Source organism: Mycobacterium sp. pUA109 (assembly GCF_041287095.1).
Lineage (GTDB): Bacteria > Actinomycetota > Actinomycetes > Mycobacteriales > Mycobacteriaceae > Mycobacterium.
Genome location: NZ_JBGGKS010000006.1, coordinates 146768 through 170343, shown reverse-complemented (window position 1 = coordinate 170343; position 23576 = coordinate 146768). Strand labels below are relative to the sequence as shown.

The 23576-nt window shown below is 69.3% G+C and carries 19 protein-coding genes; 9 read left to right on the top strand and 10 right to left on the bottom strand.

What is annotated here, in order from left to right; all coding sequences use genetic code 11:
* Nucleotides 1–42: 42 nt before the first annotated feature.
* The 3 genes from ACAG26_RS09480 to rpmF all read right to left on the bottom strand — a co-directional run bounded on the left by ACAG26_RS09480 (nucleotide 43) and on the right by rpmF (nucleotide 2596).
* Nucleotides 43–1566 (bottom strand): ATP-binding protein, encoded by a 1524-nt coding sequence (locus tag ACAG26_RS09480; RefSeq protein WP_370481550.1) that lies wholly within the window; start codon nucleotides 1564–1566, stop codon nucleotides 43–45.
* Nucleotides 1566–2252: a response regulator transcription factor gene (locus ACAG26_RS09475; RefSeq protein WP_071021025.1), complete on the bottom strand. Its 687-nt coding sequence runs from the start codon at nucleotides 2250–2252 to the stop codon at nucleotides 1566–1568. The genes ACAG26_RS09480 and ACAG26_RS09475 overlap by 1 nt, the downstream gene beginning before the upstream one ends.
* A gap of 170 nt (nucleotides 2253–2422) precedes the next feature.
* On the bottom strand, nucleotides 2423–2596 hold the full coding sequence (rpmF, locus tag ACAG26_RS09470) for a 50S ribosomal protein L32 (RefSeq protein WP_071021028.1): 174 nt from the start codon (nucleotides 2594–2596) through the stop codon (nucleotides 2423–2425).
* Between the two features lie 183 nt (nucleotides 2597–2779).
* Between rpmF and ACAG26_RS09465 the strand changes: the two genes are divergently transcribed.
* From ACAG26_RS09465 to ACAG26_RS09430, 8 genes are all read left to right on the top strand, one after another.
* Nucleotides 2780–4495 (top strand): acyclic terpene utilization AtuA family protein, encoded by a 1716-nt coding sequence (locus ACAG26_RS09465; RefSeq protein WP_370481546.1) that lies wholly within the window; start codon nucleotides 2780–2782, stop codon nucleotides 4493–4495.
* Entirely contained in the window at nucleotides 4492–5640 is a 1149-nt protein-coding gene (locus tag ACAG26_RS09460) for an acyl-CoA dehydrogenase family protein (protein WP_370481544.1), read from the top strand. The genes ACAG26_RS09465 and ACAG26_RS09460 overlap by 4 nt, the downstream gene beginning before the upstream one ends.
* Nucleotides 5641–5642: 2 nt before the next feature.
* Complete coding sequence (locus ACAG26_RS09455) at nucleotides 5643–7235, top strand: acyl-CoA carboxylase subunit beta (RefSeq protein WP_370481679.1); 1593 nt, start codon at nucleotides 5643–5645, stop codon at nucleotides 7233–7235.
* A gap of 5 nt (nucleotides 7236–7240) precedes the next feature.
* Nucleotides 7241–9217, top strand: a complete 1977-nt coding sequence (locus ACAG26_RS09450) for a biotin carboxylase N-terminal domain-containing protein (RefSeq protein WP_370481542.1) — start codon at nucleotides 7241–7243, stop codon at nucleotides 9215–9217.
* Complete coding sequence (locus ACAG26_RS09445) at nucleotides 9214–10374, top strand: acyl-CoA dehydrogenase family protein (RefSeq protein ID WP_370481540.1); 1161 nt, start codon at nucleotides 9214–9216, stop codon at nucleotides 10372–10374. The genes ACAG26_RS09450 and ACAG26_RS09445 overlap by 4 nt, the downstream gene beginning before the upstream one ends.
* 12 nt (nucleotides 10375–10386) lie before the next feature.
* Nucleotides 10387–11160 (top strand): enoyl-CoA hydratase family protein, encoded by a 774-nt coding sequence (locus tag ACAG26_RS09440; RefSeq protein WP_370481539.1) that lies wholly within the window; start codon nucleotides 10387–10389, stop codon nucleotides 11158–11160.
* A gap of 25 nt (nucleotides 11161–11185) precedes the next feature.
* On the top strand, nucleotides 11186–11779 hold the full coding sequence (locus tag ACAG26_RS09435) for a TetR/AcrR family transcriptional regulator (RefSeq protein ID WP_370481538.1): 594 nt from the start codon (nucleotides 11186–11188) through the stop codon (nucleotides 11777–11779).
* Between the two features lie 145 nt (nucleotides 11780–11924).
* Nucleotides 11925–12509, top strand: a complete 585-nt coding sequence (locus tag ACAG26_RS09430; protein WP_370481537.1) for a DUF1707 domain-containing protein — start codon at nucleotides 11925–11927, stop codon at nucleotides 12507–12509.
* Between the two features lie 194 nt (nucleotides 12510–12703).
* On the opposite strand, the gene ACAG26_RS09425 is transcribed toward ACAG26_RS09430, so the two are convergent.
* The gene (locus tag ACAG26_RS09425; RefSeq protein WP_370481535.1) at nucleotides 12704–14692 is read right to left on the bottom strand and encodes a VWA domain-containing protein; all 1989 of its coding nucleotides are present in this window, start codon (nucleotides 14690–14692) and stop codon (nucleotides 12704–12706) included.
* Nucleotides 14685–16079 carry a sigma 54-interacting transcriptional regulator gene (locus ACAG26_RS09420; protein WP_370481533.1) on the bottom strand — a complete coding sequence of 465 codons (1395 nt, stop codon included), beginning with the start codon at nucleotides 16077–16079 and terminating at the stop codon, nucleotides 14685–14687. The genes ACAG26_RS09425 and ACAG26_RS09420 overlap by 8 nt, the downstream gene beginning before the upstream one ends.
* Before the next feature lie 86 nt (nucleotides 16080–16165).
* Between ACAG26_RS09420 and ACAG26_RS09415 the strand changes: the two genes are divergently transcribed.
* Nucleotides 16166–17176, top strand: a complete 1011-nt coding sequence (locus tag ACAG26_RS09415) for an alpha/beta hydrolase (protein ID WP_370481531.1) — start codon at nucleotides 16166–16168, stop codon at nucleotides 17174–17176.
* Nucleotides 17177–17195: 19 nt separating this feature from the next.
* Here ACAG26_RS09415 and ACAG26_RS09410 read toward each other — a convergent pair whose 3' ends face one another.
* From ACAG26_RS09410 to ACAG26_RS09390, 5 genes are all read right to left on the bottom strand, one after another.
* Complete coding sequence (locus ACAG26_RS09410) at nucleotides 17196–17810, bottom strand: TetR family transcriptional regulator (RefSeq protein WP_370481530.1); 615 nt, start codon at nucleotides 17808–17810, stop codon at nucleotides 17196–17198.
* Nucleotide 17811: 1 nt separating this feature from the next.
* On the bottom strand, nucleotides 17812–19587 hold the full coding sequence (locus ACAG26_RS09405; RefSeq protein WP_370481529.1) for an amidohydrolase family protein: 1776 nt from the start codon (nucleotides 19585–19587) through the stop codon (nucleotides 17812–17814).
* A 126-nt stretch (nucleotides 19588–19713) separates the two neighbouring features.
* Complete coding sequence (gene purH / locus ACAG26_RS09400) at nucleotides 19714–21276, bottom strand: bifunctional phosphoribosylaminoimidazolecarboxamide formyltransferase/IMP cyclohydrolase (protein WP_370481528.1); 1563 nt, start codon at nucleotides 21274–21276, stop codon at nucleotides 19714–19716.
* Nucleotides 21273–21902 carry a phosphoribosylglycinamide formyltransferase gene (gene purN / locus ACAG26_RS09395; protein ID WP_370481527.1) on the bottom strand — a complete coding sequence of 210 codons (630 nt, stop codon included), beginning with the start codon at nucleotides 21900–21902 and terminating at the stop codon, nucleotides 21273–21275. The genes purH and purN overlap by 4 nt, the downstream gene beginning before the upstream one ends.
* Before the next feature lie 246 nt (nucleotides 21903–22148).
* Nucleotides 22149–23540: a DUF6350 family protein gene (locus ACAG26_RS09390; RefSeq protein WP_370481525.1), complete on the bottom strand. Its 1392-nt coding sequence runs from the start codon at nucleotides 23538–23540 to the stop codon at nucleotides 22149–22151.
* Nucleotides 23541–23576: the final 36 nt, after the last annotated feature.

The following is a 23576-nucleotide window of genomic DNA, read 5'->3' as shown; positions in this document are numbered from 1 at the left end:
TCCTCCTCGGAGTTGAAATGAGATGCAACGTGTGCTGCACGACTACGTTGCCTGCCCGGACTGAGAATCGTCTGTGATGCTACTCGGTGGGTTCGCAGATTTTTGCCCGCCGGGGGGCGCGGTGGCCGCGACCTGCGGGTCTGCCATCGGCGTGGGCAACGCCACATCGGCAACCGGACGCCCGGGCAACAGCAGGTAGATCGAGGTTCCCGGCGGCTGAGCGCCCGGGCTGGTGTCTTCGACGCGCAGGGCGCCGCCATGCTTGAGGACCACCTGTTTGACGATTGCCAGTCCCAAACCCGAACCGGGCATCGCCCGCGCCGAGGCCGACCGGAAGAACCGCTCGAACACCAGCCGGCGCTCCTCCGGCGGGATGCCCGGCCCTTGATCGGAGACCACCAGCTCGGCGTGGGACGGATCGAGCTGGGTCAGCCGCAGACCGACCCGCCCGCCCGACGGGCTCCATTTCGCCGCATTGTCCAGCAGATTCAGCACCGCACGGGACAGCCCGGCGGCATCGCCGTAGACCTGCCATCCGGTGACCTCGACGTCGAACTCAATATCGTTGCGGCGCCGCCGGACCCGCTCCAGGCTGCGGTCGATGACCTCGGACATGTCCACCGGTTCATGCACCACTTCGCGGGCCTCATCTCGGGTGAGGTCCACCAAATCACCGACCAGGGTGGAGAGTTCCTCGATCTGGGCGATCACATCGGCACGCAGATCGGCCATTTCCTGCTCCGGCAGTCGTGGGGCACCGGGCTCCATCGAGGCCATCAGCAACTCCACGTTGGTGCGCAGCGAGGTCAGCGGGGTGCGCAGTTCGTGGCCGGCGTCGGCGACCAATCGCGCCTGCCGCTCCCGTGACTCGGCCAACGCCCGCAGCATCAGGTTGAACGCCTCGGTGAGCCGGGCCAATTCGTCGCTGCCGTAGACCGGGATGGGTCGCAGGTCGTCGGTGCGCGCCACCCGTTCGGCCGCCTCGGTGAGACGGCCCACCGGCCGCAACCCGGCGCGGGTCACCATCTCCCCGGCGATCGCGGCGACCGCCAGCCCGACCCCGCCCACGACCAGCAGCACCCACCGCAGCCGCGTCATCACCGCGTCGGTGGGGACCAGGCTCTTGGAGATCAGCAGCGAGTTGTCGTTGGGCAAGTGCACGGCGAACACCCGCTGCTTGCCCACGGTGTGCCAGGACATGAACCGCTCACCGCGGATGACGGCCTCCTCCGGCCCTTCCACCGGCAGCCGCTGTCCTTGCTGATTGGCCATATAGGTCGCCCGGCCGGGCACCACCAGCATCGCGTTCACATCCGAGTAGGCGGTGCCCTCGATGGCTTTGCCGGGATTGGCCGCCAGGGAACCGCTGGCGATCAGCAGCTGCGCGCGGCTCCACAGCTGGTTGTCGATGTCCTTATACAGCGCGACCGAGATCACCTTGTAGACGGCGAACGCCATCAAAAAGACGACCATCGCCACCATCGACATCGCCAGCAGCATCACCCGCCCGCGCAGCGACACCGACGTGGTGCCTCGCCGCGGACCGCGGTGTCCCAGCGACGGCATCAAGGCGACGACTCGCGCAACACATAACCCACACCGCGCACGGTGTGGATCAGCCGCGACTCCCCCTCGGCCTCCGTTTTCCGACGCAGATACCCGATGTAGACCTCCAGCGCATTCCCGGAGGTCGGGAAGTCGAAGCCCCACACCTCCTCCAGAATGCGGCTGCGGGTCAACACCCGGCGCGGATTCGCGATCAGCATCTCCAGCAGCGCGAATTCGGTACGGGTCAGGCTGATTTGGCGCTCCCCGCGGGTGACTTCACGGGTCACCGGGTCCAGCGTCAAGTCGGTGAACGTCATTGGCGCGGAGTCGCCGGACACATCGGGGACGGTGCGCCGCAACAGGGCCCGCATCCGGGCCAGCAACTCTTCGAGCGCGAAGGGTTTAGGCAAGTAGTCGTCGGCACCGGCATCCAGACCCGCGACCCGCTCGGACACCGAGTCGCGGGCGGTCAACACCAGGATGGGGAGATCATCGCCGGTGCTGCGCAGCTGACGGCAGACTTCCAGGCCGTCCAGCCGCGGCATCATCACATCCAGAATCACCGCGTCGGGCCGATCCGCAGCGATCGCCTCTAACGCCTCCACGCCGTCGGTCGCCAATGCCACCGAATAGCCGTTGAAGGAAAGGGATCTGCGTAGCGATTCACGCACCGCGCGATCGTCATCGACGACAAGTATCCGCACGGCCTCTAGTTTTATCCCATCGCCTGAGAGCGGCCTAAGAGGCGCGCCCTGACGGTTTGGCCCTGGTCAGCGCCGCCGCTCTCGCCAGCTCAGCCGCCGAACGTGCACCTGTGGCGGAAAATCGGGCGAATCCCCGCCCTGGACGCACGCTCGGCGCCGCGGCAGCCTAACTAGCGGCGGTCGAGGTCGATCAGGCCCAGGCGCGCGGCCTTGAGCAGCCGACGCGGCACCTTGTGCTGCTGGCCGCCCGCGGTGACGTTGACCAACCCGGGGGCTTCGGCTTTCCACTGCGCGCGACGGGAACGGGTGTTCGCACGCGACATCCTGCGCTTGGGCACAGCCATGATCGAGCTTCTCCTTGATACCGATGTTGCCGTGCACAGTCCAGCGCCGACAGTTCTCGCCAGGATAGCCGGTGACCAGCATCGGCACCAAAATGGCGGTCAGCCCTCCGGCTCACGGCCGGAGCCCAAAAAACAAGCATGTGTGCTTGCTTTTTTTCGGGACCGCTGCGAGACTCGTCCTCGATGAGCGACCTTGCCGCCGATCCGGATCTGATCCGCATCGGCAACTGTTCGGGCTTCTACGGCGACCGGCTCAGCGCGGTCCGGGAAATGCTGGAGGGCGGCGACCTCGACGTTTTGACCGGCGACTACCTCGCCGAGCTGACCATGCTGATCCTGGGCCGGGACATGATGAAGGACGCCAGCCTCGGCTACGCCAAGACGTTCGTGCGCCAGATGGAGGACTGTCTGGGTCTGGCGCTGGACCGCAACGTCCAGATCGTCGTCAACGCCGGCGGCCTCAACCCGGCCGGGCTGGCCACCAAACTCCGCGAGATCAACGACCGGTTGGGGCTCGCCGCGAAGATCGCCCACGTCGAGGGCGACAACATCACCGCCCGCGCGGCCGAGTTGAACCTCGGCGCGCCGCTGGCGGCCAACGCCTACCTAGGCGCGTGGGGCATCGTCGAGTGCCTGCACTCCGGCGCCGACGTGGTCGTCACCGGCCGGGTCACCGACGCCTCGGTCATCGTGGGCCCCGCGGCGGCGCATTTCGGCTGGGGCCGCACCGACTACGACCAGCTCGCCGGCGCCGTCGTCGCCGGGCACGTGATCGAGTGCAGCACCCAAGCCACCGGCGGCAACTACTCCTTTTTCGCCGAGATCGCCGACCTGCGGCGGCCCGGCTTCCCGATCGCCGAGATCCGCCGCGACGGCTCCAGCGTCATCACCAAGCACCCCAACACCGGCGGCGCGGTCACCGTCGACACCGTCGAGGCGCAGCTCATGTACGAGATCCAGGGCGCGCGCTACGCCGGACCCGACGTGACCACCCGGCTCGACAGCATCGCGCTGCGCCAGGACGGCACCGACCGGGTGCTGATCAGCGACGTCACCGGGGAACCACCGCCGCCGCAGCTGAAGGTGTCGCTGAACACCCTCGGCGGCTTCCGCAACGAGATGGAATTCATCCTCACCGGCCTGGACATCGACGCCAAGGCCGAGCTCGCGCGCACCCAGCTCGAATCGTGGCTGCCGGTGCGACCCCAGGAACTCGACTGGACGCTGGCCCGGCTGGATCGCCCCGACGCCGAAACCGAGGAACAGGCGACCGCGCTGCTGCGCTGCGTGGTGCGCGACCCCGACCCGAACAAGGTCGGCCGCGCCTTCTCCAACGTCGCCGTGGAGCTGGCGCTGGCCAGCTACCCGGGCTGCTCGTTCACCGCGATGCCCGGCAACGGGTCGCCGTACGGCATTTACAGCCCGGGTTACGTCGACCAGGAGAAGGTGCCGCACATCGCGGTGCTGCCCGACGGTGCCCGGGTGGACATCGCGCCGCCGACCGAGACCCAGCCGCTGGCCGAGGTCGCGGCGCCGCAACTTCCCGAGCCGCTGCCGTCCGGCGGTTCCCGGCGGGCACCGCTGGGGACGATCGCCGCGGCCCGCAGCGGGGACAAGGGCGGCAACGCCAACATCGGCGTCTGGGTGCGCACCGACGCGCAGTGGCGCTGGCTGGTGCATGCGTTGACGGTCGACGAGGTCAAACGGCTGCTGCCGGAGGCCGCGCCGCTGACCGTCACCCGCACCGTGCTGCCGAAGCTGCGGGCGGTGAACTTCGTGCTCGAAGGACTGCTCGGCAAGGGCGTGGCGTACAACGCCCGATTCGATCCGCAGGCCAAGGGACTCGCGGAGTGGCTGCGGTCTCGCTACCTCGACATCCCGGAGGAGTTGCTGCCGTGAGCACCGTGTGGACCGACGAGGAGCGGACGGCGCTGCGCGCCACCGTCCGCGGATTCGTGGAGCGCGAGGTCTTGCCCGACCTCGATCAGTGGGAGCGCGACGGCGAATTGCCCCGCGAACTGCACAAGAAAGCCGGTGCGCTGGGTCTGCTCGGGCTGGCGTTCCCGGAGTCGGTCGGCGGGTCGGGCGGCACCCGCATCGACGAAGTCACCCTGGTGGAGGAAGCCCTCTACGCCGGGGTGTCCGGCGGGCTGTGGGCGTCGCTGTTCACCTGCGCGATCGCCTGCCCGCACATCGCCGCGTCCGGCGACCCGACGCTGATCGACCGCTACGTCAAACCCACCCTGGCCGGCGACCTGATCGGTGCGCTGGCCATCACCGAACCCGGTGGTGGGTCCGACGTCAACAACCTGTCCACCACCGCCCGCCGCGACGGCGACCACTACATCGTCAACGGCGCCAAGACGTTCATCACCTCCGGGGTGCGCGCCGATTTCGTGACCACCGCGGTGCGCACCGGCGGGCCGGGCGCCGCCGGCATCTCGCTGCTCGTGATCGACAAGGACACTCCGGGATTCACGGTGTCGCGCAAGCTGGACAAGATGGGCTGGCTGGCGTCGGACACCGCCGAGTTGTCGTTCGTCGACGTCCACGTGCCGGTGGAAAACCTGGTCGGGGAAGAGAACAGCGGTTTCGCGCAGATCGCCGCGGCGTTCGTGTCCGAACGCATCGGGTTGGCGGTACTGGCCTACGGGCACGCGCAGCGCGCCCTGGATCTGGCCGTGGCCTGGTGCCGGGACCGGCAGACGTTCGGCCGGCCGCTGATCAGCCGCCAACACGTGCAGATGAAGCTCGCCGAAATGGCCCGCAAGGTCGACGTCGCCCGGGTCTACACCCGCGCGCTGGTGCAGCGCGCCGAAGCCGGCGAAACCGACCTGATCACCGAGGTGTGCTTCGCCAAGAACACCGCCGTCGAAAACGGTGCCTGGGTGGTCAACGAGGCGCTGCAACTGTTCGGCGGCATGGGCTACATGCGGGAATCCGAAGTCGAACGCATCTACCGCGACTTCCGCATCATCGGCATCGGCGGCGGCACCGACGAAATCATGACCATGCTGGCAGCGAAATTACTGGGGTACCAATGACGATACTGAGGTCTGCCCTCGACCCGAACTCCGCGGAGTACACCGCCGCCGCGGCGGCGATGACCACCAAGCTGTCCGAGCTGGAAACCGAACTGGCCAAGGCCATCGCGGGCGGTGGGCCGGACAAGGTGGCCCGGCATCGCAAGCGCGGCAAGCTGACCGCCCGGGAGCGCATCGAGCTGCTGATCGACGAGGACTCGCCGTTCCTCGAGCTGTGCCCACTGGCCGCCTACGGCAGCCAATTCCATGTCGGGGCCTCCACGATCGCCGGTATCGGCATCGTCGAGGGCGTCGAATGCATGATCGTGGCGCCGGATCCCACCGTCAAGGGCGGCACCAGCAACCCGTGGACACTGCGGAAAACGTTGCGCATCAACGACATCGTGCGCGAGAACCGGCTGCCGGTGATCTCGCTGGTGGAATCCGGCGGGGCCGATCTGCCGACCCAGAAGGACGTCTTCGTTCCCGGCGGGCAGATGTTCCGTGACCTCACCCGCGCGTCGGCCGCCGGCATTCCCACGATTGCGCTGGTGTTCGGCAACTCCACCGCCGGTGGCGCCTACATCCCCGGCATGTCCGATCACGTGGTGATGATCAAGGAGCGCTCCAAGGTCTTTCTGGGCGGGCCGCCGCTGGTCAAGATGGCGACCGGGGAGGAGTCCGACGACGAATCGCTCGGCGGCGCCGAGATGCACGCCCGCTCCTCGGGTTTGGCCGACTACTTCGCCGTCGACGAGCAAGACGCGATCCGGATCGGGCGCTCCATCGTCAAACGCCTCAACTGGCGCAAGCGCGGACCGGCGCCGCGCGCGCAGGTGATCGAACCGCGGTATGACGCCGCGGAGCTGCTCGGCATCGTGCCGTCGGATCTGAAGATCCCGTTCGACCCGCGCGAGGTGATCGCTCGGATCGTCGACGGCTCCGACTTCGACGAGTTCAAACCGCTCTACGGTTCCAGCCTGGTGACCGGATGGGCCGAGCTACACGGCTTCCCGGTCGGCATTCTCGCCAACGCCCGCGGGGTGCTGTTCTCCGAAGAAGCCCAGAAGGCCACCCAGTTCATCCAGTTGGCCAACCGCTACGACACCCCGCTGCTGTTCCTGCACAACACCACCGGCTACATGGTCGGCAAAGAATACGAGCAGCGCGGCATCATCAAGCACGGCTCGCTGATGATCAACGCGGTGTCCAATTCGACGGTGCCGCACATCTCGCTGGTCCTCGGCGCGTCCTACGGCGCGGGTGCCTACGGCATGTCCGGGCGCGCCTACAACCCGCGGTTCATGTTCAGTTGGCCCAGCGCCAAGTCGGCGGTGATGGGCGGCGCGCAGCTGGCCGGGGTGATCTCGATCGTCGGGAAGGCGGCCGCCGAGGCCCGCGGACAGGCCTGGGACGAAGAAGCCGACGCCGGGATGCGCGCCATGGTGGAGCAGCAGATCGAGCAGGAATCGCTGCCGATGTTCATGTCCGGGATGCTCTACGACGACGGCGTCATCGACCCCCGCGACACCCGCACCGTGCTGGGCATGTGCTTGTCCGCCATCGCGACCGAATCGATCAGCGGCGCCGAACGCTTCGGCGTCTTCAGGATGTGAGTGACATGGCCATAACGTCCGTCTTGGTCGCCAACCGCGGCGAAATCGCCCGCCGGGTCTTCGCGACCTGCCGCGCGATGGGGATCGGCACCGTTGCGGTGTTCTCCGACGCCGACGCCGACGCCCCCCATGTCGGCGCCGCCGACGCCGCGATCCGGCTGCCGGGCAACACCCCCGCCGAGACCTACCTGCGCGGCGAGGCGATCATCGACGCCGCCCGCGCCGCCGGCGCCGACGCGATTCATCCCGGCTACGGCTTCCTGTCGGAGAACGCCGCGTTCGCCAAGGCGGTGCTCGACGCGGGTCTGACCTGGATCGGTCCGCCGGTCAAGGCGATCGAGCAGATGGGGTCCAAGGTCGAGTCGAAGAAGATGATGGACGCCGCCGGGGTGCCGGTGCTGGCCGAACTCGACCCGGCCGAGGTCACCGAGGCACACCTGCCGGTGCTGATCAAGGCCTCGGCCGGGGGCGGCGGCCGCGGCATGCGCATCGTCCGCGCGCTCGAGCAGCTGCAGGACCAGATCGTCGCCGCCCGCCGGGAAGCCGAATCCGCCTTCGGCGACCCGACCGTGTTCTGCGAGCGCTACCTGGAGACCGGCCGCCACATCGAGGTTCAGGTGATGGCCGATACCCACGGCACCGTGTGGTCGGTAGGCGAACGCGAGTGCTCGATCCAGCGCCGCCACCAGAAGGTCGTCGAGGAGGCGCCGTCCCCGCTGGTCGAAAAGATCGACGGGATGCGGGAGCGGCTGTTCCAGGCGGCCCGCCTGGCAGCCGACGCGATCGGCTACCAGGGCGCCGGCACCGTCGAGTTCCTCGCCGACGAGCAGGGCGACTTCTTCTTCCTGGAGATGAACACCCGCCTGCAGGTGGAGCACCCGGTCACCGAGTGCACCACCGGCCTGGACCTGGTGCGGTTGCAGCTGCAAATCGCCGCCGGCTTGCCGCTGCCACCCGAGCAGCCGGGGCGGCGCGGGCACTCGATCGAGGTCAGGCTCTACGCCGAAGACCCGGCGCACAACTGGCAGCCGCAGAGCGGCACCGTGCATCGCATCGCGTTCCCCGACACCGCAACCGAATTCGGTGTTTTAGACCGCGGCGGCGTGCGGTTGGACAGCGGCGTCGTCGACGGGTCGGTGGTCGGCGTGCACTACGACCCGATGCTGGCGAAGGTGATCTCGTACGCGGACACCCGCACCGACGCCGCGCAGCTGCTGGCAACCGCGCTGCAGCGGGCCAAGATTCACGGTCTGGTCACCAACCGCGATCTGCTGGTCCGGGTGCTGCGGCACCCGGCGTTTTTGGCCGGCGACACCGACACCGCGTTCTTCGACACCCATGGCCTGGACGCGCTGGCCGCCCCGCTGGTCACCGCCGAGCACGAGGCGACCTCGATCGCGGCCGCAGCCCTGGCCGACGCCGCGGCGAACCGGCGCAGCGCACGCGTCGGCGGCGGACTGCCCAGCGGGTGGCGCAACCTGCCGTCGCAGCCACAGACCAAATCCTACGAAAGCCGCACCACCGGAACACATCAGGTCGCCTACCGGGTCACCCGCGACGGTGTCGAGATCGACGGCCTGCCCGGGCTTTCCGTCGTGCAGGCGGCCCCGGAGCTGGTGGTCGCCGACGTCGACGGGGTGCGCCGCCGCTTCGAGATCGCCCGCTACGGCGATCTGGTGTGCGTCGACTCCCCGCTGGGAGCGGTCAGTGTGCGCCGGCTGCCGCGGTTCGTCGACCCCGCCGAGCACGTCGCGGCCGGGTCGCTGCTGGCGCCGATGCCCGGCACCGTCATCCGGCTCGGCGCCCAGGCCGGCGACACGGTCGATGCCGGCCAGCCGATCCTGTGGCTGGAGGCGATGAAGATGGAGCACAAGATCGTCGCCCCCGCGGCGGGGGTGCTCACCGAACTGAACGTCGCCGTCGGCCAGCAAGTCGACGTCGGCGCCGTCCTAGCCGTTGTAGAAAATGAGGAGAACCAATGAGCTTCATCGAAACCGCTGAGCAAAAGGAACTGCGCACCGCGGTCGCCGCGCTCACCGAGAAGTACAACTACCGCGACTACGTGCTGCCGAAGGCCCGGGTGGGTGAGGCGCTGACCGAACTGTGGGACGAGGCGGGTGCGCTCGGCTTCCTCGGGGTGAACCTGCCCGAGGAGTACGGCGGCGGCGGGGCCGGCATCTACGAACTCGCGCTGGTCCAAGAGGAGATGGCCGCCAACGGCGCGGCCTTGCTGCTGGTGGTGGTCTCCCCCGCGATCTGCGGCACCATCATCACCAAGTTCGGCACCGACGCCCAGAAGCAGAAGTGGCTGCCGCGGCTGGCCGACGGCTCCACCAAGATGGCGTTCGCGATCACCGAACCCGACGCCGGGTCGAACTCACATCAGATCACCACGACCGCACGCCGCGACGGTGACGACTGGATCATCCGCGGCCAGAAGCACTTCATCTCCGGCGTGGATCAGGCCGAAGCCATCCTGGTGGTGACCCGCACCGAGGACGCCAAGACCGGCAACCTGCGGCCGGCGCTGTTCATCATGCCCACCGACGCACAAGGCCTGGTCAAAACCCAGCAAGAGATGGACATCATCGAGCCCGATCACCAGTTCTCGCTGTTCTTCGACGACGTGCGGCTGCCGGCCGACGCGCTGGTCGGCCGCGAAGACGCCGCCATCGCCCAGCTGTTCGCCGGGCTGAACCCCGAGCGCATCCTCGGCGCGGCGATGGCGATCGGCATGGGCCGCTACGCCATCGACCGGGCGGTCGAATACGCCAAGGAGCGCACCGTCTGGAAGACGTCCATCGCTGCCCACCAAGGGATTTCGCATCCGCTCGCGCAGGTCAAGATCGAGCTGGAGCTGGCCAAGGTGATGATGCAGAAGGCCGCGACGCTCTACGACAGCGGCGACGAGTTCGGTGCCGCCGAGGCCGCCAACATGGCCAAGTACGCCGCCGCCGAAGCGAGCATCAAGGCGCTGGACCAGGCCATCCAGACGCACGGCGGGTCGGGGCTGACCGCCGAATACGGGCTGGCTTCGATGCTGGCCGCGGCGCGCATCGCCCGGATCGCACCGGTCAGCCGGGAAATGGTGCTCAACTTCGTCGCCCAGCACAGCCTCGGACTGCCCAAGTCCTACTGAGGAAGGCGGGACATGGCCGACACCCCGTATGTCCGGTACACCGTCGCGGACGGCTTCGCGACGCTGACCCTGGATTCCCCGCACAACCGCAACGCGCTGTCGACGCGGTTGGTCACCGAGCTGCTGGCCGGGCTCGAGCGGGCCGCCGCCGACGCGGTCGTGCGCGGCATCGTGCTGACCCATACCGGCAACACGTTCTGCGCCGGCGCCGACCTGTCCGAGGCCAGCAACACCGACCCCGCCACCGCCGCCGACGACCGGACCCGGCAGATGATCAGCGTGCTGCGCACGATCGTCGCCGCGCCGAAGCCGGTCGTCGCGGTGATCGACGGGAACGTGCGGGCCGGCGGCATGGGGATCGTGGCGGCGTGCGACATCGTGGTGGCCGGGCGCGGCAGCTCGTTCGCGCTGACCGAGGCGCGGCTGGGGCTCGCGCCGTTCATGATCTCGCTGACGCTGTTGCCGAGGCTGAGTCCGCGCGCCGCGGGCCGCTACTATCTGACCGGCGAGAAGTTCGGCGCCGACGAGGCCGCCGCGATCGGGCTGATCACGGTGGCAGCCGACGATCCCGCGGCCGCGCTCGCCGGACTCTGCGCCGACCTGCGCAAGGGGTCGCCGCAGGGGCTGGCGGAGAGCAAACGTCTCACCACCGCGGCGGTGCTCGCCGAGTTCGACCGTTCCGCCGACGAACTCGCCGCGCGGTCGGCGAGTTTCTTCGGGACCGACGAGGTGCGCGAAGGCATGATGGCGTTCCTGCAGAAGAGACAACCCCGCTGGGCGCAGTAGTGCCCAGCGCCCGGAGGTGCCTAGCGTGACCACGATCCGTGAACCGAAACAGGATCGCAGCCGCGCCACGCGCCAACGCCTGCTCGAGGCGACGATCGAATGCCTGGCCGAGCTGGGTTGGACGGCGACGACGGTGTCCGTCGTCGCCGAACGCGCCGGGGTGTCCCGCGGCGCCGCCCAGCACCACTTCCCGACCCGGGAGGATCTGGTCCTGGCGGCGCTGGAGGTCATGTTCGATTCCCGGATCTTCGCCGCCATCGGCCAGGTCGACGGGCCGCCCAGCACCGAAGCCGTGATCACCGGCCTGCTGGAATCCTTCGCCAGCCCGTTTTTCAAGGCGGCGCTGCAGGTGTGGACGAACGCGGCCGCCGACCCGGTGCTGCGGGAGCGGATCGTGCCGCTGGAAGCCAAGTTCGGCCGGGTCACCCACCGCGCCACCGTCCGCGCCCTGGGCGTCGACGACAGCGACCCGCAGGCCCGCCACCTGGTGCAGATCACCCTCGACCTGGCCCGTGGCCTCGGCCTGGCCGACGTGTTGACCGACGACTCGGTGCGCCGGCGCGCCATCGCCAAGCAATGGTCGGCGACCCTGGCCACAGCGCTCGGTCTCCCCGACTGAAGCCCGCGTCGTGCCCGACCAGATGCTCGCCGTCCTGCAGAAACGCCCGCCGCGGGGCCAGTCAAGGCCACGCCCGGTAACGGTGACGACGCAGTTTGGCGAACCCGCCTTGCAGGAAATTCTGTTCGTCGTAGGCTCATAGCCGATGGGCAATTCAGCGCAGCGGGATGAGTCGCGGGCGGCAGACACCGACCGCATCCAGGTCGCGCAGCTGCTCAGCGACGCCGCTGAGCAGGGTCGGCTGCCGATGAACGAATACGAGGACCGGCTCACCAAGGCCTACGCCGCACAAACCTACGACGAGCTCGACGAGCTGCGCGCCGACCTGCCGGGCTCCTCGGTGTGCCCGCTGCGCGGCGGCGCCTACCAGCCCGCGCCGTCGTCGGTGCTGCTGGCCATCATGAGCGCGTTCGAGCGGCGCGGCCGCTGGAATGTGCCGAAGCGGCTGACCACGTTCGCGCTGTTTGGGGGCGGGGTGGTGGATCTGCGGTACGCCGACTTCACCTCCCCCGACGTCGAGATCAATGCGTATTCGATCATGGGCGGGCAGACCATCCTGTTGCCACCCGAAGTCAACGTCGACATCCACGGCCACGGGGTGATGGGCGGCTTCGACCACGACGTCAAGGGCGAAGGCACCCCGGGTGCGCCGACGGTCAAGGTGCGCGGCTTCTCGCTGTGGGGCGGGGTCGGCATCAAACGCAAGAACCGGCGCAACAAGCCCGAGTAGCTCACCCGCCGCGGCTGGCGTTGAGATTGCGTCGAGGGTCGTGGTTTTCGAAAATGCACGACCACCGCCGCAATCTCACCACGCTCGCGGTGGATGAGAATCGTCGAACGTGCGCTGATGGCGAAAAAATCGCCGAAATCTCGCCCTGAGCGCACGTTCGGCGAACGAGCGGGCGGGCTCGAACGAGCGAGAACCTACCGGCGGCGACGGGACCGCAGGTAGTCGCCGACCACCGCGGCGCCCAGCCCGTCGAGGTCGGGCACCACGACGCGGCCCTCCACCCGCCGCGCGACCTGGTCGATGAACCGGGCCAGCCCGGGATCGCTGCCCAGCCGGAAGATGGTCACCTGCGCGCCGAGCCGGGCCACCTCGTCGAAGCCGCGCACGGTGTGCGCGATGGTCCGCGGGTGCGGCGGGTAGTCAAAGAACACCGCCGACCCCTCCCCTTCCAGGTCCTCCAGGTGCGCGGTGGGCTCCCCGTCGGTGACCACCAGCACCACCGGTTGGGCGTTGGGATGGCGGCGCAGATGCCGGCCGGCCAACGCCAGTGCGTGGTGCAGGTTAGTGCCCTGTTCGTAGACGCCTTCCAGCCCCATCAGCTCGGCGGGGCTCACGGTGCGCGCGTACCGGCCAAACGCGATGATCTGCAACGCATCCGAGCGGAACCGGGTGCTGACCAGATGGTTGAGCGCCAACGCGGTGCGCTTCATCGGCAGCCACCGGTTCTCCATCACCATCGAGAACGAGGTGTCCACCAGCAGCGCCACCGCCGACTGGGTGCGGGTCTCGGTTTCGGAGACCTCGACGTCGTCGACGGTGATCCGGATGCGCGTGCTGGGGCCGTCCGGCGAGCTGCCCGCCTGCCGCAGCACCGCGTTGGTCAGGGTGCGGGTGACGTTCCACGGCTCGGTGTCGCCGAACTGCCAGGGCCGGGTGGCGCCGGTGAGCTCCCCGGCCGCCCCGGCTCGGCGGTGGTCGCGTTCCCCGCGGCGCCCGGAAAGCTGTTGGGCCACATCGCGTAACGCGGTTTGGCCGAGCTGACGCATCGCCTTGGGTGACAGCCGCCACTGGCCGTCGGAGCTGCGGTCCAAAAACCCCTGGTTGAGCAGGGCGCGCTCCAACTCGGCCAGGGTGCGGGCATCGACGGCGGCCTGGTCGCCGAGCTGGCGGGCCAGCGCGTCGAGGTCGACGTCGTCCATGGTCGCACCCGGGTAGCTTTGCGCCAGCTGCTCGGCCAGCTGCTCCAGCTCGCCGATGTCGGCCAGCGCCTGCACCCCCTCCCCCATGCCCAAGGGGTTGTCCCCGGAGAACTCCGCGGAGCCGGACCAGTCCTCACCCGGGCGCGCCGCCTGCAGGTGGGCGTCCAGCCGCATCAGCGACTGCTGCAGCGCCGGGGACCCGAACGCCTGCATGGCCAGTTCATCGAGCTCGGCGCGTTGCTCGGCGGACAGGCTGTTGCGGAACCGCTGCGCGGCCGCGGCGCGTTTGGCCAGCGAATCCAGCAGCTCCTCAACGTTGCGCGGGTTCTCCGGGAAGAACTCGCCATGCTTGTCCATGAAGTCCTGAAAGTCCTGCGGCGTGTCCTCGCCGCGGGCGTGCTTGTCCAGCAGGTTGTTGAGGTCGTCGAGCATGTCGGCGACGCGTTGGCGGTCCTCGTCGCTGGCGCCCTGCAGCGCCTGTTTCATACCGGCGAAGCGCTGGTCGAGCAGTTCGCGGCCGAGCAGATCCTTGATCTGCTCGTATTTCTCGCGGCCCTCACCGGATCGCCACTGGTAGTCGGAGAGCTCTTGTACGGCCTTGGCCGGCGACGACGGCAACGCCCCCAGCTGCAATTCGGAGAACCGGGCGTCGTCGTCGAGGGCGCGGGCCAACTCCTTGCGTTCAGCCAGCACCGCCTCGTCGAGCAGCTTCTTGATCTCGCCCAGGGTCCCGTCTAGATTGTTGCGGCGCAACAATTCTCGTCGACGCCGGTTTGCTTCGGCGGCCAACCGGTCGGCCCCGGTCAGGTTCTTGGTGCCGCGCCGCAGCAGCTCGGACAGCGCCCGCCGCGGCGACGTGCCCTCCATCACGTCGCGGCCGATCTCCTCCAACGCCTCACGCAGATCCACCGGCGGGGCCAGCGGGTCGGGCCCGCCGGTGTACGCCGAGTAGCGGAGTGAGTGGCCCTTAATAGGTTCAGCCATAGACGGTTTCGCCGTCCTCCGATGATTTGTCGATGCGTTTGGCCAGATACAGCGCCTCCAGCGCCAGCTCCAGCGCGGCGGCGCGTTCCCCATCGGTGTCCGCGCCCAACCGGCGCGCGATCGCCTCGACGACCGGCAAGTTGGGCAACGCGGCCAGCACATCCTTGGCCGACACCCGCTCCCCCGTCGTCACCACGGCGCCCCGCTCCACCGCGGACACCAGCGGGCCGACGTCCACCCCACCGAGCACGTGGGACGCGGTGTCGGCGGTGGCGCGGCGCAGCAGGTGTTCGAGCACCGCCTGTTCGCGGCCCTCCTCACCGGATTCGAACTCCAGCTTGCCGCGCAGCACGTCGACCACCGTGCCCACATCGACCACCCGCGCCACCGGGTCGGTCTCGCCCAGCACCGCGCCGCGGTGCCGCGCCGAGGCGGCCACCGTCTCGGCCGCGGCGATCGCGAACCGGGCCGACACCCCCGAACGCTGGTCGACGGACCGGGATTCGCGCAGGTAGCGGGCGAACCGGGCCATCACCTGCAGCAGGTAGTCGGGCACCTGCGCGCTCAGGTGCGCCTCCTGCGCGATGACACCGACCTCCGCGTCGAGCTCCAACGGGTAGTGGGTGCGGATCTCGGCGCCGAACCGGTCCTTGAGCGGGGTGATGATCCGGCCCCGGTTGGTGTAGTCCTCCGGGTTGGCGCTGGCCACCACCAGCACGTCCAGCGGCAGCCGCAACGTGTAGCCGCGGACCTGGATGTCGCGTTCCTCCATCACGTTGAGCATCGACACCTGGATGCGCTCGGCCAGGTCGGGCAGCTCGTTGACCGCGACGATGCCGCGGTGCGCCCGCGGGATCAGGCCGTAGGCGATGGTGTCCGGATCGCCCAGGGTGCGGCCCTCGGCGACCTTGATCGGGTCGATGTCGCCGACCAGGTCGGCCACCGACGTATCCGGGGTGGCCAACTTCTCGGTGTAGCGCTCGCTGCGGTGTTTCCACGCCACCGGCAGGTCGTCGCCGAGGTCGGCCGCCCTGCGGATGGACTCCGGGGTGATCGGCGAATAGGGGTGCTCGCCGAGCTCGGCACCGTCGATCACCGGCGTCCACTCGTCGAGCAGACCGACCAGCGAGCGCAGCAGCCGGGTCTTGCCCTGGCCGCGTTCGCCGAGCAGCACGAAGTCGTGGCCGGCAATCAGGGCCCGCTCCAGCTGCGGGATCACGGTGTCGTCGAAGCCCCAGATACCCGGCCAGATCGCTTCACCATCGGCGCCTTCGGCGAGGCGGGCCAGCAGGTTTTCCCGGATTTCCTGTTTGATCCCCCGCTCGTGGTGGCCGGCGGCGCGCAATTCGCCGAGGGTGCGGGGCAGCGTCTGCGGTGAAGTCACCACTCCACGCTACGACGCGCGCGCCGGGCCGTCACAGGCTCGCCCCTGCCGATTCGGCGCGGCCGGGCGTACCCGATACCCTTGGTACCGTGAATTTGCCTGATTGGGAGGGCCGGCCCGCGACCGCCCACTACGGACCGGCCTGCTGGCAGTCCCGGCTACTCGGCACCTTGACCGCCATCTTCGTTCGGCCGGTGCTGGGCGCCCTGACCCTGATCGGCCTGGTGATCAACCGGGTCCGCCCGGATCTGCTGCAACGCGCCCGCCTCGACGTGATCGATAAGCCGCTGCGGGTGGTGCCGCCGCTGCCGGGCACCGACGTGACTCCGGTCACATTGCCGCACTGCCCGGCCGAATGGGTCATCGCCCCGGCCGCGCGGAGCTCCGACCGGGTGATCATCTACTTCCACGGGTCGGCGCTGGTGACGCTGGGCCTCAATTCCCACCGGCGGTTCGTCAGCAAGCTGTCCGAGGCCGCCGACGCGCAGGTGCTCAACGTCGGCTACCGGTTGGCGCCGCAGGCCGGCGTCGAGGAAGCGATCGCCGACGGCGTCGACGCCTACCGCCAGGTGCTGTCGCTGGGGTTTGCCCCGGAGCGCATCGTGCTGGCCGGGGATTCGGCGGGCGGTTTGATGGCGGCGCTGACCGCGCTGGCCGTCCGCGACGCCGGGCTCCCGGTGCCGGCCGGGCAGGCGCTGCTGTCGCCGTTGACGTCGTCGGACATGGACCTCAAGTACCGCGCCCTGAAAACCCATCGCGACGTGCTGTTCCCGTTTATGACGGTCAAGTTCATCTACGACGTGTTCGCCACCGTCAACGGCACCCGGGAGCTGCCACTGATGCCGCCGGAAGCCGATCTGCGCGGCCTGGGTCCGTGCCTGCTGCAGGTCGGCACCCACGAGATGCTGTTGGGCGACACCTTCGCGTTGGCCGAGCGGCTCACCGCCGCCGGGGTGCCGTCCTGGGTGCAGGTGTGGCACAAGTCGATGCACATGTTCCAGCTGTCCTTCGACGTCAACCCCGATGCGCGCCGGGCGGTCCAGGAGATCGCCACGTTCATCGACTATGTGATGACGGTGCCCGACGAAGCCAGCGCCTGATCCGGCGCCGCCGTACGTTTCACGAAAACCCGTAGGGTAACTGGCTGCTGGGCACCGCGGCGAGCAACGACAGCAGCAGCGGAATCCGCTTGGCCGCGAGATCGGGCTGCGGCAGCACCGCTTCCACGATCGCCGCGCCGTCAAAGCTATTGGTGACCAGCGCCACCAGGTTGGGCACCAGGTCCGCGGGAAACCCGTCGGCGCCGGGCAGCGCCCGGGCGGCGTCGAAGATCTTCGCCCGGTAGTCATCGAGCACGGTGCGCAACGTGACCCGCAGTTTGTCGTCGGTGCGGGCGGCGATCATCAGCTCGTACAGCACGGCGTTGGTGGCGTTGGTGGTCAGATCGGCCAGGATGGTCAGCGCCACTTCCAGGGCCGCCCGGTCGGCGGGGATCTCCGCGACCCGTTTGGTGAACAGGTCCAGCTGCCGGCGCGCCACCTCGTGGGCGGTGGCGGCCATGAAGTCACCCATGGTGTCGAAGTGCCGGAACAGCGCCCCGTCCGAGACCCCGGCGCGGGCGGTGATCACCTTGGCCGACGCGCGGGCGTAGCCGATCTCGGCGATGGTGGCGATGCTGGCGTCGAGCAGCCGCGCGACGGTGGCCTCCCGGCGCTGCTGCTGGGTCCTGGCCATGTCAGGCGTGCTGCGGTTGACGGGCACCGGCCCGCAAGAACTGGCCGGACTTCACCGTCGTACCGTAGCCGGCGCGGAATTCGCCGTGGCGGCAGACCACCGTGCCGCCGACGCCGGTGGCGACCACGGCCGCGTCGTTGCGGTTGACCATCCGGCGCAGGCCGCCGTAGAACGGGACCGCTTCCTCGTGGTAGCCGTCCACCGAATCGTCCAGCCCCGCAGGGTCGATCACCACGAAGTCGGCGCGGTCGCCTTCCCGCAGCGTCCCGGCCTGCAGGCCGAACCAGTCCGCGACTTCGGCGGTCAGCCGATAGATCGCCCGCTCGACGGACAGGAACGGATGGCCGGCGGCGTTCGCGTCGAGCACCCGCTTGAGCAGCCGCACCGGAAAGTTGTAGAACGCCATGTTGCGCAGATGCGCACCGGCGTCGGAGAACCCCAGGTGGATGGTGGGCTCGCCGGCCAGTTTGTCGAGTTGTTTGGGGCGGTGATTGGCAACGGTGGTGGTCCACCGGACGTTGCGCTCACCGTTGTCGACCAGCACGTCGAGGAACGCGTCCAACGGGTGCAGCCCACGCTCGTGGGCGATCTGCCCGAAGCTTTTGCCGATCAAGCTCGCGTCGGGGCATTCGACGATCACTGCGTCGTGAAAGTCGCGGTGCCACAACGTCGGACCCAGCTTGCGCCGGTCGAACTGGCGCCGGAACTTGCGACGGTACTCGACGTCGGCGAGTAATTTGTTGCGCTCCAACTGGTCCCGCAGGTGCAGCGCCGCGGTGCCGGCGCCGAACTCTTCGAACACGGGCAGATCGATTCCGTCGGAATACAATTCGAACGGAACCGGCAGGTGTTGGAACCGCACCGACGAGCCCAGCACGGTGTTGAGCAGCCGGGTGATCGGCCCCAGGACTGCCGCGGAGGCGGGACTCGACTTGGTGTCGGCGGAGACCAGCAGGCTCATCCGGACGCCGCGGCGGCGCCCGAACAGCCGGCTGCTGGCCAAGAAGAACTGCACGCCCGACAGCAGATTCTTCACATTGGGCGCGCTCTGCAGGACCCGGCCGCGGTTGCGCAGCACACCGATCAGCCTGCGGCGTTCATACCAGGTGGCAAAGGTGGACGGCAGCGCCCGGGAGCGGAACCGGTCACCGTCGAGCTTGTCGATGGCCGCGTCCATACCCGACATGCCGAGCAGTCCGGCGGCCAGCGCGTCGTCGAGCAGCGCGGCCATCCGGTCCAACTCGGCCTCGGCCGGACGGACACCTGGCGTGGTGGCGCGGTCCAACCCCAGCACCGCCGCCCGCAGATCGGAATGACCAAGCAACGACCCGACATTGGGCCCCAACGGCAGCTCGTCGAGGGCGTGGACGTATTCCGCGGGCGTCGACCAGGTCTTCTTCGCCTGCAGCGCGCCCAGCACGAACTTGCGCGGCACCGCCTCGACGCGGCTGAACAGGTCGGCGGCGTCCTCGGCGTCGGCGTACACCGTGGACAGCGAACAGTTGCCCAGCAGCACCGTGGTGACACCGTGGCGCACCGACTCGCGCAGCCCCGGATCGAGCAATACCTCGGCGTCGTAGTGGGTGTGGACGTCGATGAAGCCCGGCGCTACCCACTTGCCGGCGGCGTCGATCACGTCGGGGCAGCCGGTTTCGTCGACCGGGTCGGCGGACACGGTGCGCACCACGCCGTCCCGGATGCCCAGGGTGCGGACCTGCGGCGCCCGGCCGGTGCCGTCAAACCACAACCCGTTGCGAATGATTATGTCGTAGGCCATGTGCGCCACCCCCGCTCATCGCTTCGCCCGGATGTCGGGCGATCAGCGAACACGCTTTAGATAGTAAGCGCCTGCAATCTTTCTGTAAAGCGTGCGGGGGTCTGCGCACCGCGGTGTGCCGGGCTTTTAGTGGGCGAAGTGGCGGGCCCCGGTCAGGTACAGGGTCACCCCGGCCTCGGTGGCCGCGGCGGTGACCTCGTCGTCGCGGACCGAGCCGCCCGGGTGCACGATCGCCGTGACGCCGGCCGCGGTCAGCGTCTCCAGGCCGTCCGGGAACGGGAAGAACGCGTCGGAGGCCGCGACCGCGCCGCGGACCCGGTCCCCGCCCCGTTCGACGGCCAGTCGGGCGGCGTCGACCCGGTTGACCTGTCCCATGCCGACCCCGACGGTGGCGCCGTTGGCGGCGACGACGATCGCGTTGGACTTGACCGCGCGGCAGGCGCGCCAGGCGAACACCAGATCGGCCAGGGTCGCGGGATCGGCCGGCGATCCGGTGGCCAGGGTCCAGTTGGCCGGGTTGTCGCCGGGCGCGTCGAGGCCGTCGCGTCGCTGCATCAGCAGCCCGCCGCTGACCTGGCGCAGTTCGGTGCCGCCGCGCAGCGGTTCGGAGGCCACTAGCACCCGGATGTTCTTCTTTTTGGCCAGGATTTCCACGGCGCCCGGCGCATACGCCGGCGCGACGATGACTTCGGTGAAGATGGTGCTGACGTACTCCGCCATCTGGACGCTGACTTCGGTGTTCGCCGCGATCACCCCACCGAACGCGGACAGCGGGTCGCAGTCGTGGGCTTTGCGGTGCGCGTCGGCGACCGACTCCGCGGAGACCGCGATCCCGCACGGGTTGGCGTGTTTGATGATCGCCACGCAGATCTCTTCATGGTCGAAGGCGGCCCGCCACGCCGCGTCGGCGTCGGTGAAGTTGTTGTACGACATCTCTTTTCCGTGCAGCTGGTCGGCTTGCGCCAAACCCGGCCAGGCGCTGGCATCGGCGTAGAGTGCGGCCTGCTGGTGCGGGTTCTCGCCGTAGCGCAGCAGCGCCGAGCGCTGCCAGGTCCCGGCGAACCACTCCGGCAACGGCTCTGCGGGTTCGTCGTCGGCCAGCGTCGAGCCCATCCAGCCGGCCACCGCCACGTCGTATTCGGCGGTGTGCCGAAAAGCCAGCGTCGCCAACCGTTTCCGTTCGGCCAGGGTGAACCCGCCGGCCTTGACGGCGGCCAGCACACCGTCGTAGCCGAGGGGGTCGACCACCACCGCCACGCTGGGGTGGTTCTTGGCGGCCGCCCGCACCATCGACGGACCGCCGATGTCGATCTGCTCGACGCACTCGTCGACGCCGGCCCCGCTCTCCACGGTCTCGCTGAACGGGTACAGGTTGACCACCACGAGTTCGAACGCGGCGATCCCCAGCTCGGCCAGCGCCGCGGCGTGCTCGGGCTTGCGCAGGTCGGCGAGCAGCCCGGCGTGCACGTGCGGATGCAGGGTCTTGACCCGGCCGTCGAGCACCTCGGGAAAGCCGGTCACCTCTTCCACCGGTTTCACCGGAATGCCTTTGTCGGCAATCGTCTTCGCGGTCGAGCCGGTGGAGACGATCTCCACCCCGGCGGCGTGCAGGCCGCGGGCCAACTCGACCAGCCCGGTCTTGTCGTAGACGCTGATCAGCGCGCGGCGGATCGGCCTTCTGTCCGTCATCCTATGGTCGCCTTTCGTCCGATGCAGGTCACGCCACCGGTGACCAGTGCCGCCACCACGTCCACCAACAGTTGCCGCTCGACAACTTTGATGCGCTCATGCAAGGTGGCCTCGTCGTCGTTGTCGAACACCGGAACGGGTTGCTGGGCCAGCACCGGCCCGGTGTCGGTGCCGGCATCCACCAGGTGCACCGTGCACCCGGTGACCTTCACCCCGTACTCCAGCGCCTCGGGCACGGCGTGGGCGCCGGGGAAAGCCGGCAACAGCGCCGGGTGGGTGTTCAGGATGCGTCCGGGGAAGCGGGAAAGGAACTGCGGTCCAAGGATCTTCATGAAACCCGCGGAGACGACGAAGTCGGGTGCATGCGCGGCGGTGGCCGCGGTGATGGCGGCGTCCCAGGCGACGCGGTCGGGGTAGTCGGCGAGCCGGGTGGTGAAGGCCGCCACGCCGGCGGCCTCGGCGACCTCGACGGCGCGGCAACTGCGGTCCACGCCGACGGCGACGACCCGAGCCGGATAGTCCGCGACGGCGGCGTCGAGCAGGGACTGGAGCAGCGACCCCGTTCCCGAGGCCAGAACCACCAGCCGGGCCGGTGCACTCGGGGGCACACGGAGCGTTTGCTGCACGTCACGAGCCTAGCCCGGCGGCGGTGCGGGCCGGGCAGCGGCACGCGGATCGGCGCCGAGGGTGCGGTGGTGGCGTTGAGTCTGCACTTACCGCGCCGAGCCTGAGGCCAGGGCGTCGAGGCTGCGGTGGTGGCGCCGAGCCTGACCTCAGAGCTACTTGCCGCCGGAAATCACGCCCTGGCTGCAGGCTCGGCGCCGTGGACGCGGCCTCGGCGCTGTCAGTTCAGTCTCGATCCCGCCGACGGCCTAATCGGCTGGCCGCGGCGGCTCGTCGGCGTCGGGTGCGACGTCGTCGTCGGTGAACATCTCGTCCTCGGGGTCCCCGAACGGTTCGGCCGCCGCAACGGTGTCGCGGCTCGGGTCCTCGACCGACGCGGCGGCTTCGGCGCTGGGCTCCTCATCCGGCCCGCGATCGGGCTCCTCATCCGGCGCGGCATCCGGCGAGGGCCCAGGCGTCGGAGCGGGTTCGGGGCGGCGCGGGGGTTTGGGCGCACGCGGTCGGCGGGTGATGCCGCCGCTCATCGCCACGGTGACCGCGCCGACGACCGCGAACCAGCCGAACACCGCGACACCGAAGGTGCTTTGGTCCACACCGACATCGCCGAAATTGCCGAGCCGGCCACCGCCGGCGTACCCGAGCAGCGCCATGGCCAACGCCGCGACCAGCGCCGCGACCAGCAGCTTGGCCATGGCCGGCAGTAGCGGCAACGCCCGTCGCGCACACTGCTGGCCGACCGCCACCCCGGATGACGCGCCGATGATCAGCAGCGCCACCCACACCGGGCCCAACGGCGGGCTCGGCGCCGCCGCCAGGATCGGCAGCGCCGGGATGTCGCCGCTGAACACGAAAAACGAGCTGAACGTCGCGAAACCGATATGCGCGCTGGAGCCCACCGCCATCGCGGAGGTGCCGACAATCACGTTGGGCGCATACAGCATCGACAGCACGGTCAGGCTGAACTGGCCAAACACCGAGTCGGTGATCGCATACAGCTCGTGCAGGGTCGACCAGTGCACCACCAGCGACCCGGTCGTCACCGCGGCCGACAACCCGACCAGCGCCAGCACCCCCGCGGCCGCGGCCCGCAACGAGCCGGCCAGCCAATCGGGCAGCATCGATATCGCCAACAGCCGCCGGCCTACCCGCGACCCGACACCGATTCCGGCGCCGATGGCGTGCACCACCAGCACGTGCGCGAACGCCGCCGCGGCGTTGGGGGTCTGCAGCTCGGTGATCACCGACGCCGCGTCGTGGATGACGGCCAGCGCGATCGCGGCGATCAGCAGCGGTCCGCCCAACGCCGACGCCACGATCCAGCGGATGACGAACCAGGACGAGTGCCCGAGGGTCGCCTGGGCGGTGGCGCGCGCCGTGCCCCACACCATCAGCAGCACCGGGAGCAGCGGCATCACGCCCAGCTCGCGGCCACCGATCGAGATCGGTACCTGGTGCACCCCCAACCACATGCTGGCGATGGCACCCAGTGCGCCGGTCATGTCGCTGTTGGCAAACAGCAACTGCACCAACGTCACTGCCGCGATGACCACCAACGCGACCAGTGCCGGGCCGAATGCGACCCGGACCAGGTCACGTGCCTGGCGTGCGCCCGCTGCGCGACTGTCCTGCACCGATGTCACTCTTCGCGCACGCACCCTAACTGGCGCGAGAGCGCG

Excerpts from the sequence above, each read along its gene's own strand:
- ACAG26_RS09480 (WP_370481550.1), bottom strand. The coding sequence starts at position 1,566 with ATGCCGTCGCTGGGACACCGCGGTCCGCGGCGAGGCACCACGTCGGTG.
- rpmF (WP_071021028.1), bottom strand. The coding sequence starts at position 2,596 with ATGGCTGTGCCCAAGCGCAGGATGTCGCGTGCGAACACCCGTTCCCGT.
- ACAG26_RS09465 (WP_370481546.1), top strand. The coding sequence starts at position 2,780 with ATGAGCGACCTTGCCGCCGATCCGGATCTGATCCGCATCGGCAACTGT.
- ACAG26_RS09450 (WP_370481542.1), top strand. The coding sequence starts at position 7,241 with ATGGCCATAACGTCCGTCTTGGTCGCCAACCGCGGCGAAATCGCCCGC.
- ACAG26_RS09445 (WP_370481540.1), top strand. The coding sequence starts at position 9,214 with ATGAGCTTCATCGAAACCGCTGAGCAAAAGGAACTGCGCACCGCGGTC.
- ACAG26_RS09440 (WP_370481539.1), top strand. The coding sequence starts at position 10,387 with ATGGCCGACACCCCGTATGTCCGGTACACCGTCGCGGACGGCTTCGCG.
- ACAG26_RS09430 (WP_370481537.1), top strand. The coding sequence starts at position 11,925 with ATGGGCAATTCAGCGCAGCGGGATGAGTCGCGGGCGGCAGACACCGAC.
- ACAG26_RS09425 (WP_370481535.1), bottom strand. The coding sequence starts at position 14,692 with ATGGCTGAACCTATTAAGGGCCACTCACTCCGCTACTCGGCGTACACC.
- ACAG26_RS09410 (WP_370481530.1), bottom strand. The coding sequence starts at position 17,810 with ATGGCCAGGACCCAGCAGCAGCGCCGGGAGGCCACCGTCGCGCGGCTG.
- ACAG26_RS09405 (WP_370481529.1), bottom strand. The coding sequence starts at position 19,587 with ATGGCCTACGACATAATCATTCGCAACGGGTTGTGGTTTGACGGCACC.
- purH (WP_370481528.1), bottom strand. The coding sequence starts at position 21,276 with ATGACGGACAGAAGGCCGATCCGCCGCGCGCTGATCAGCGTCTACGAC.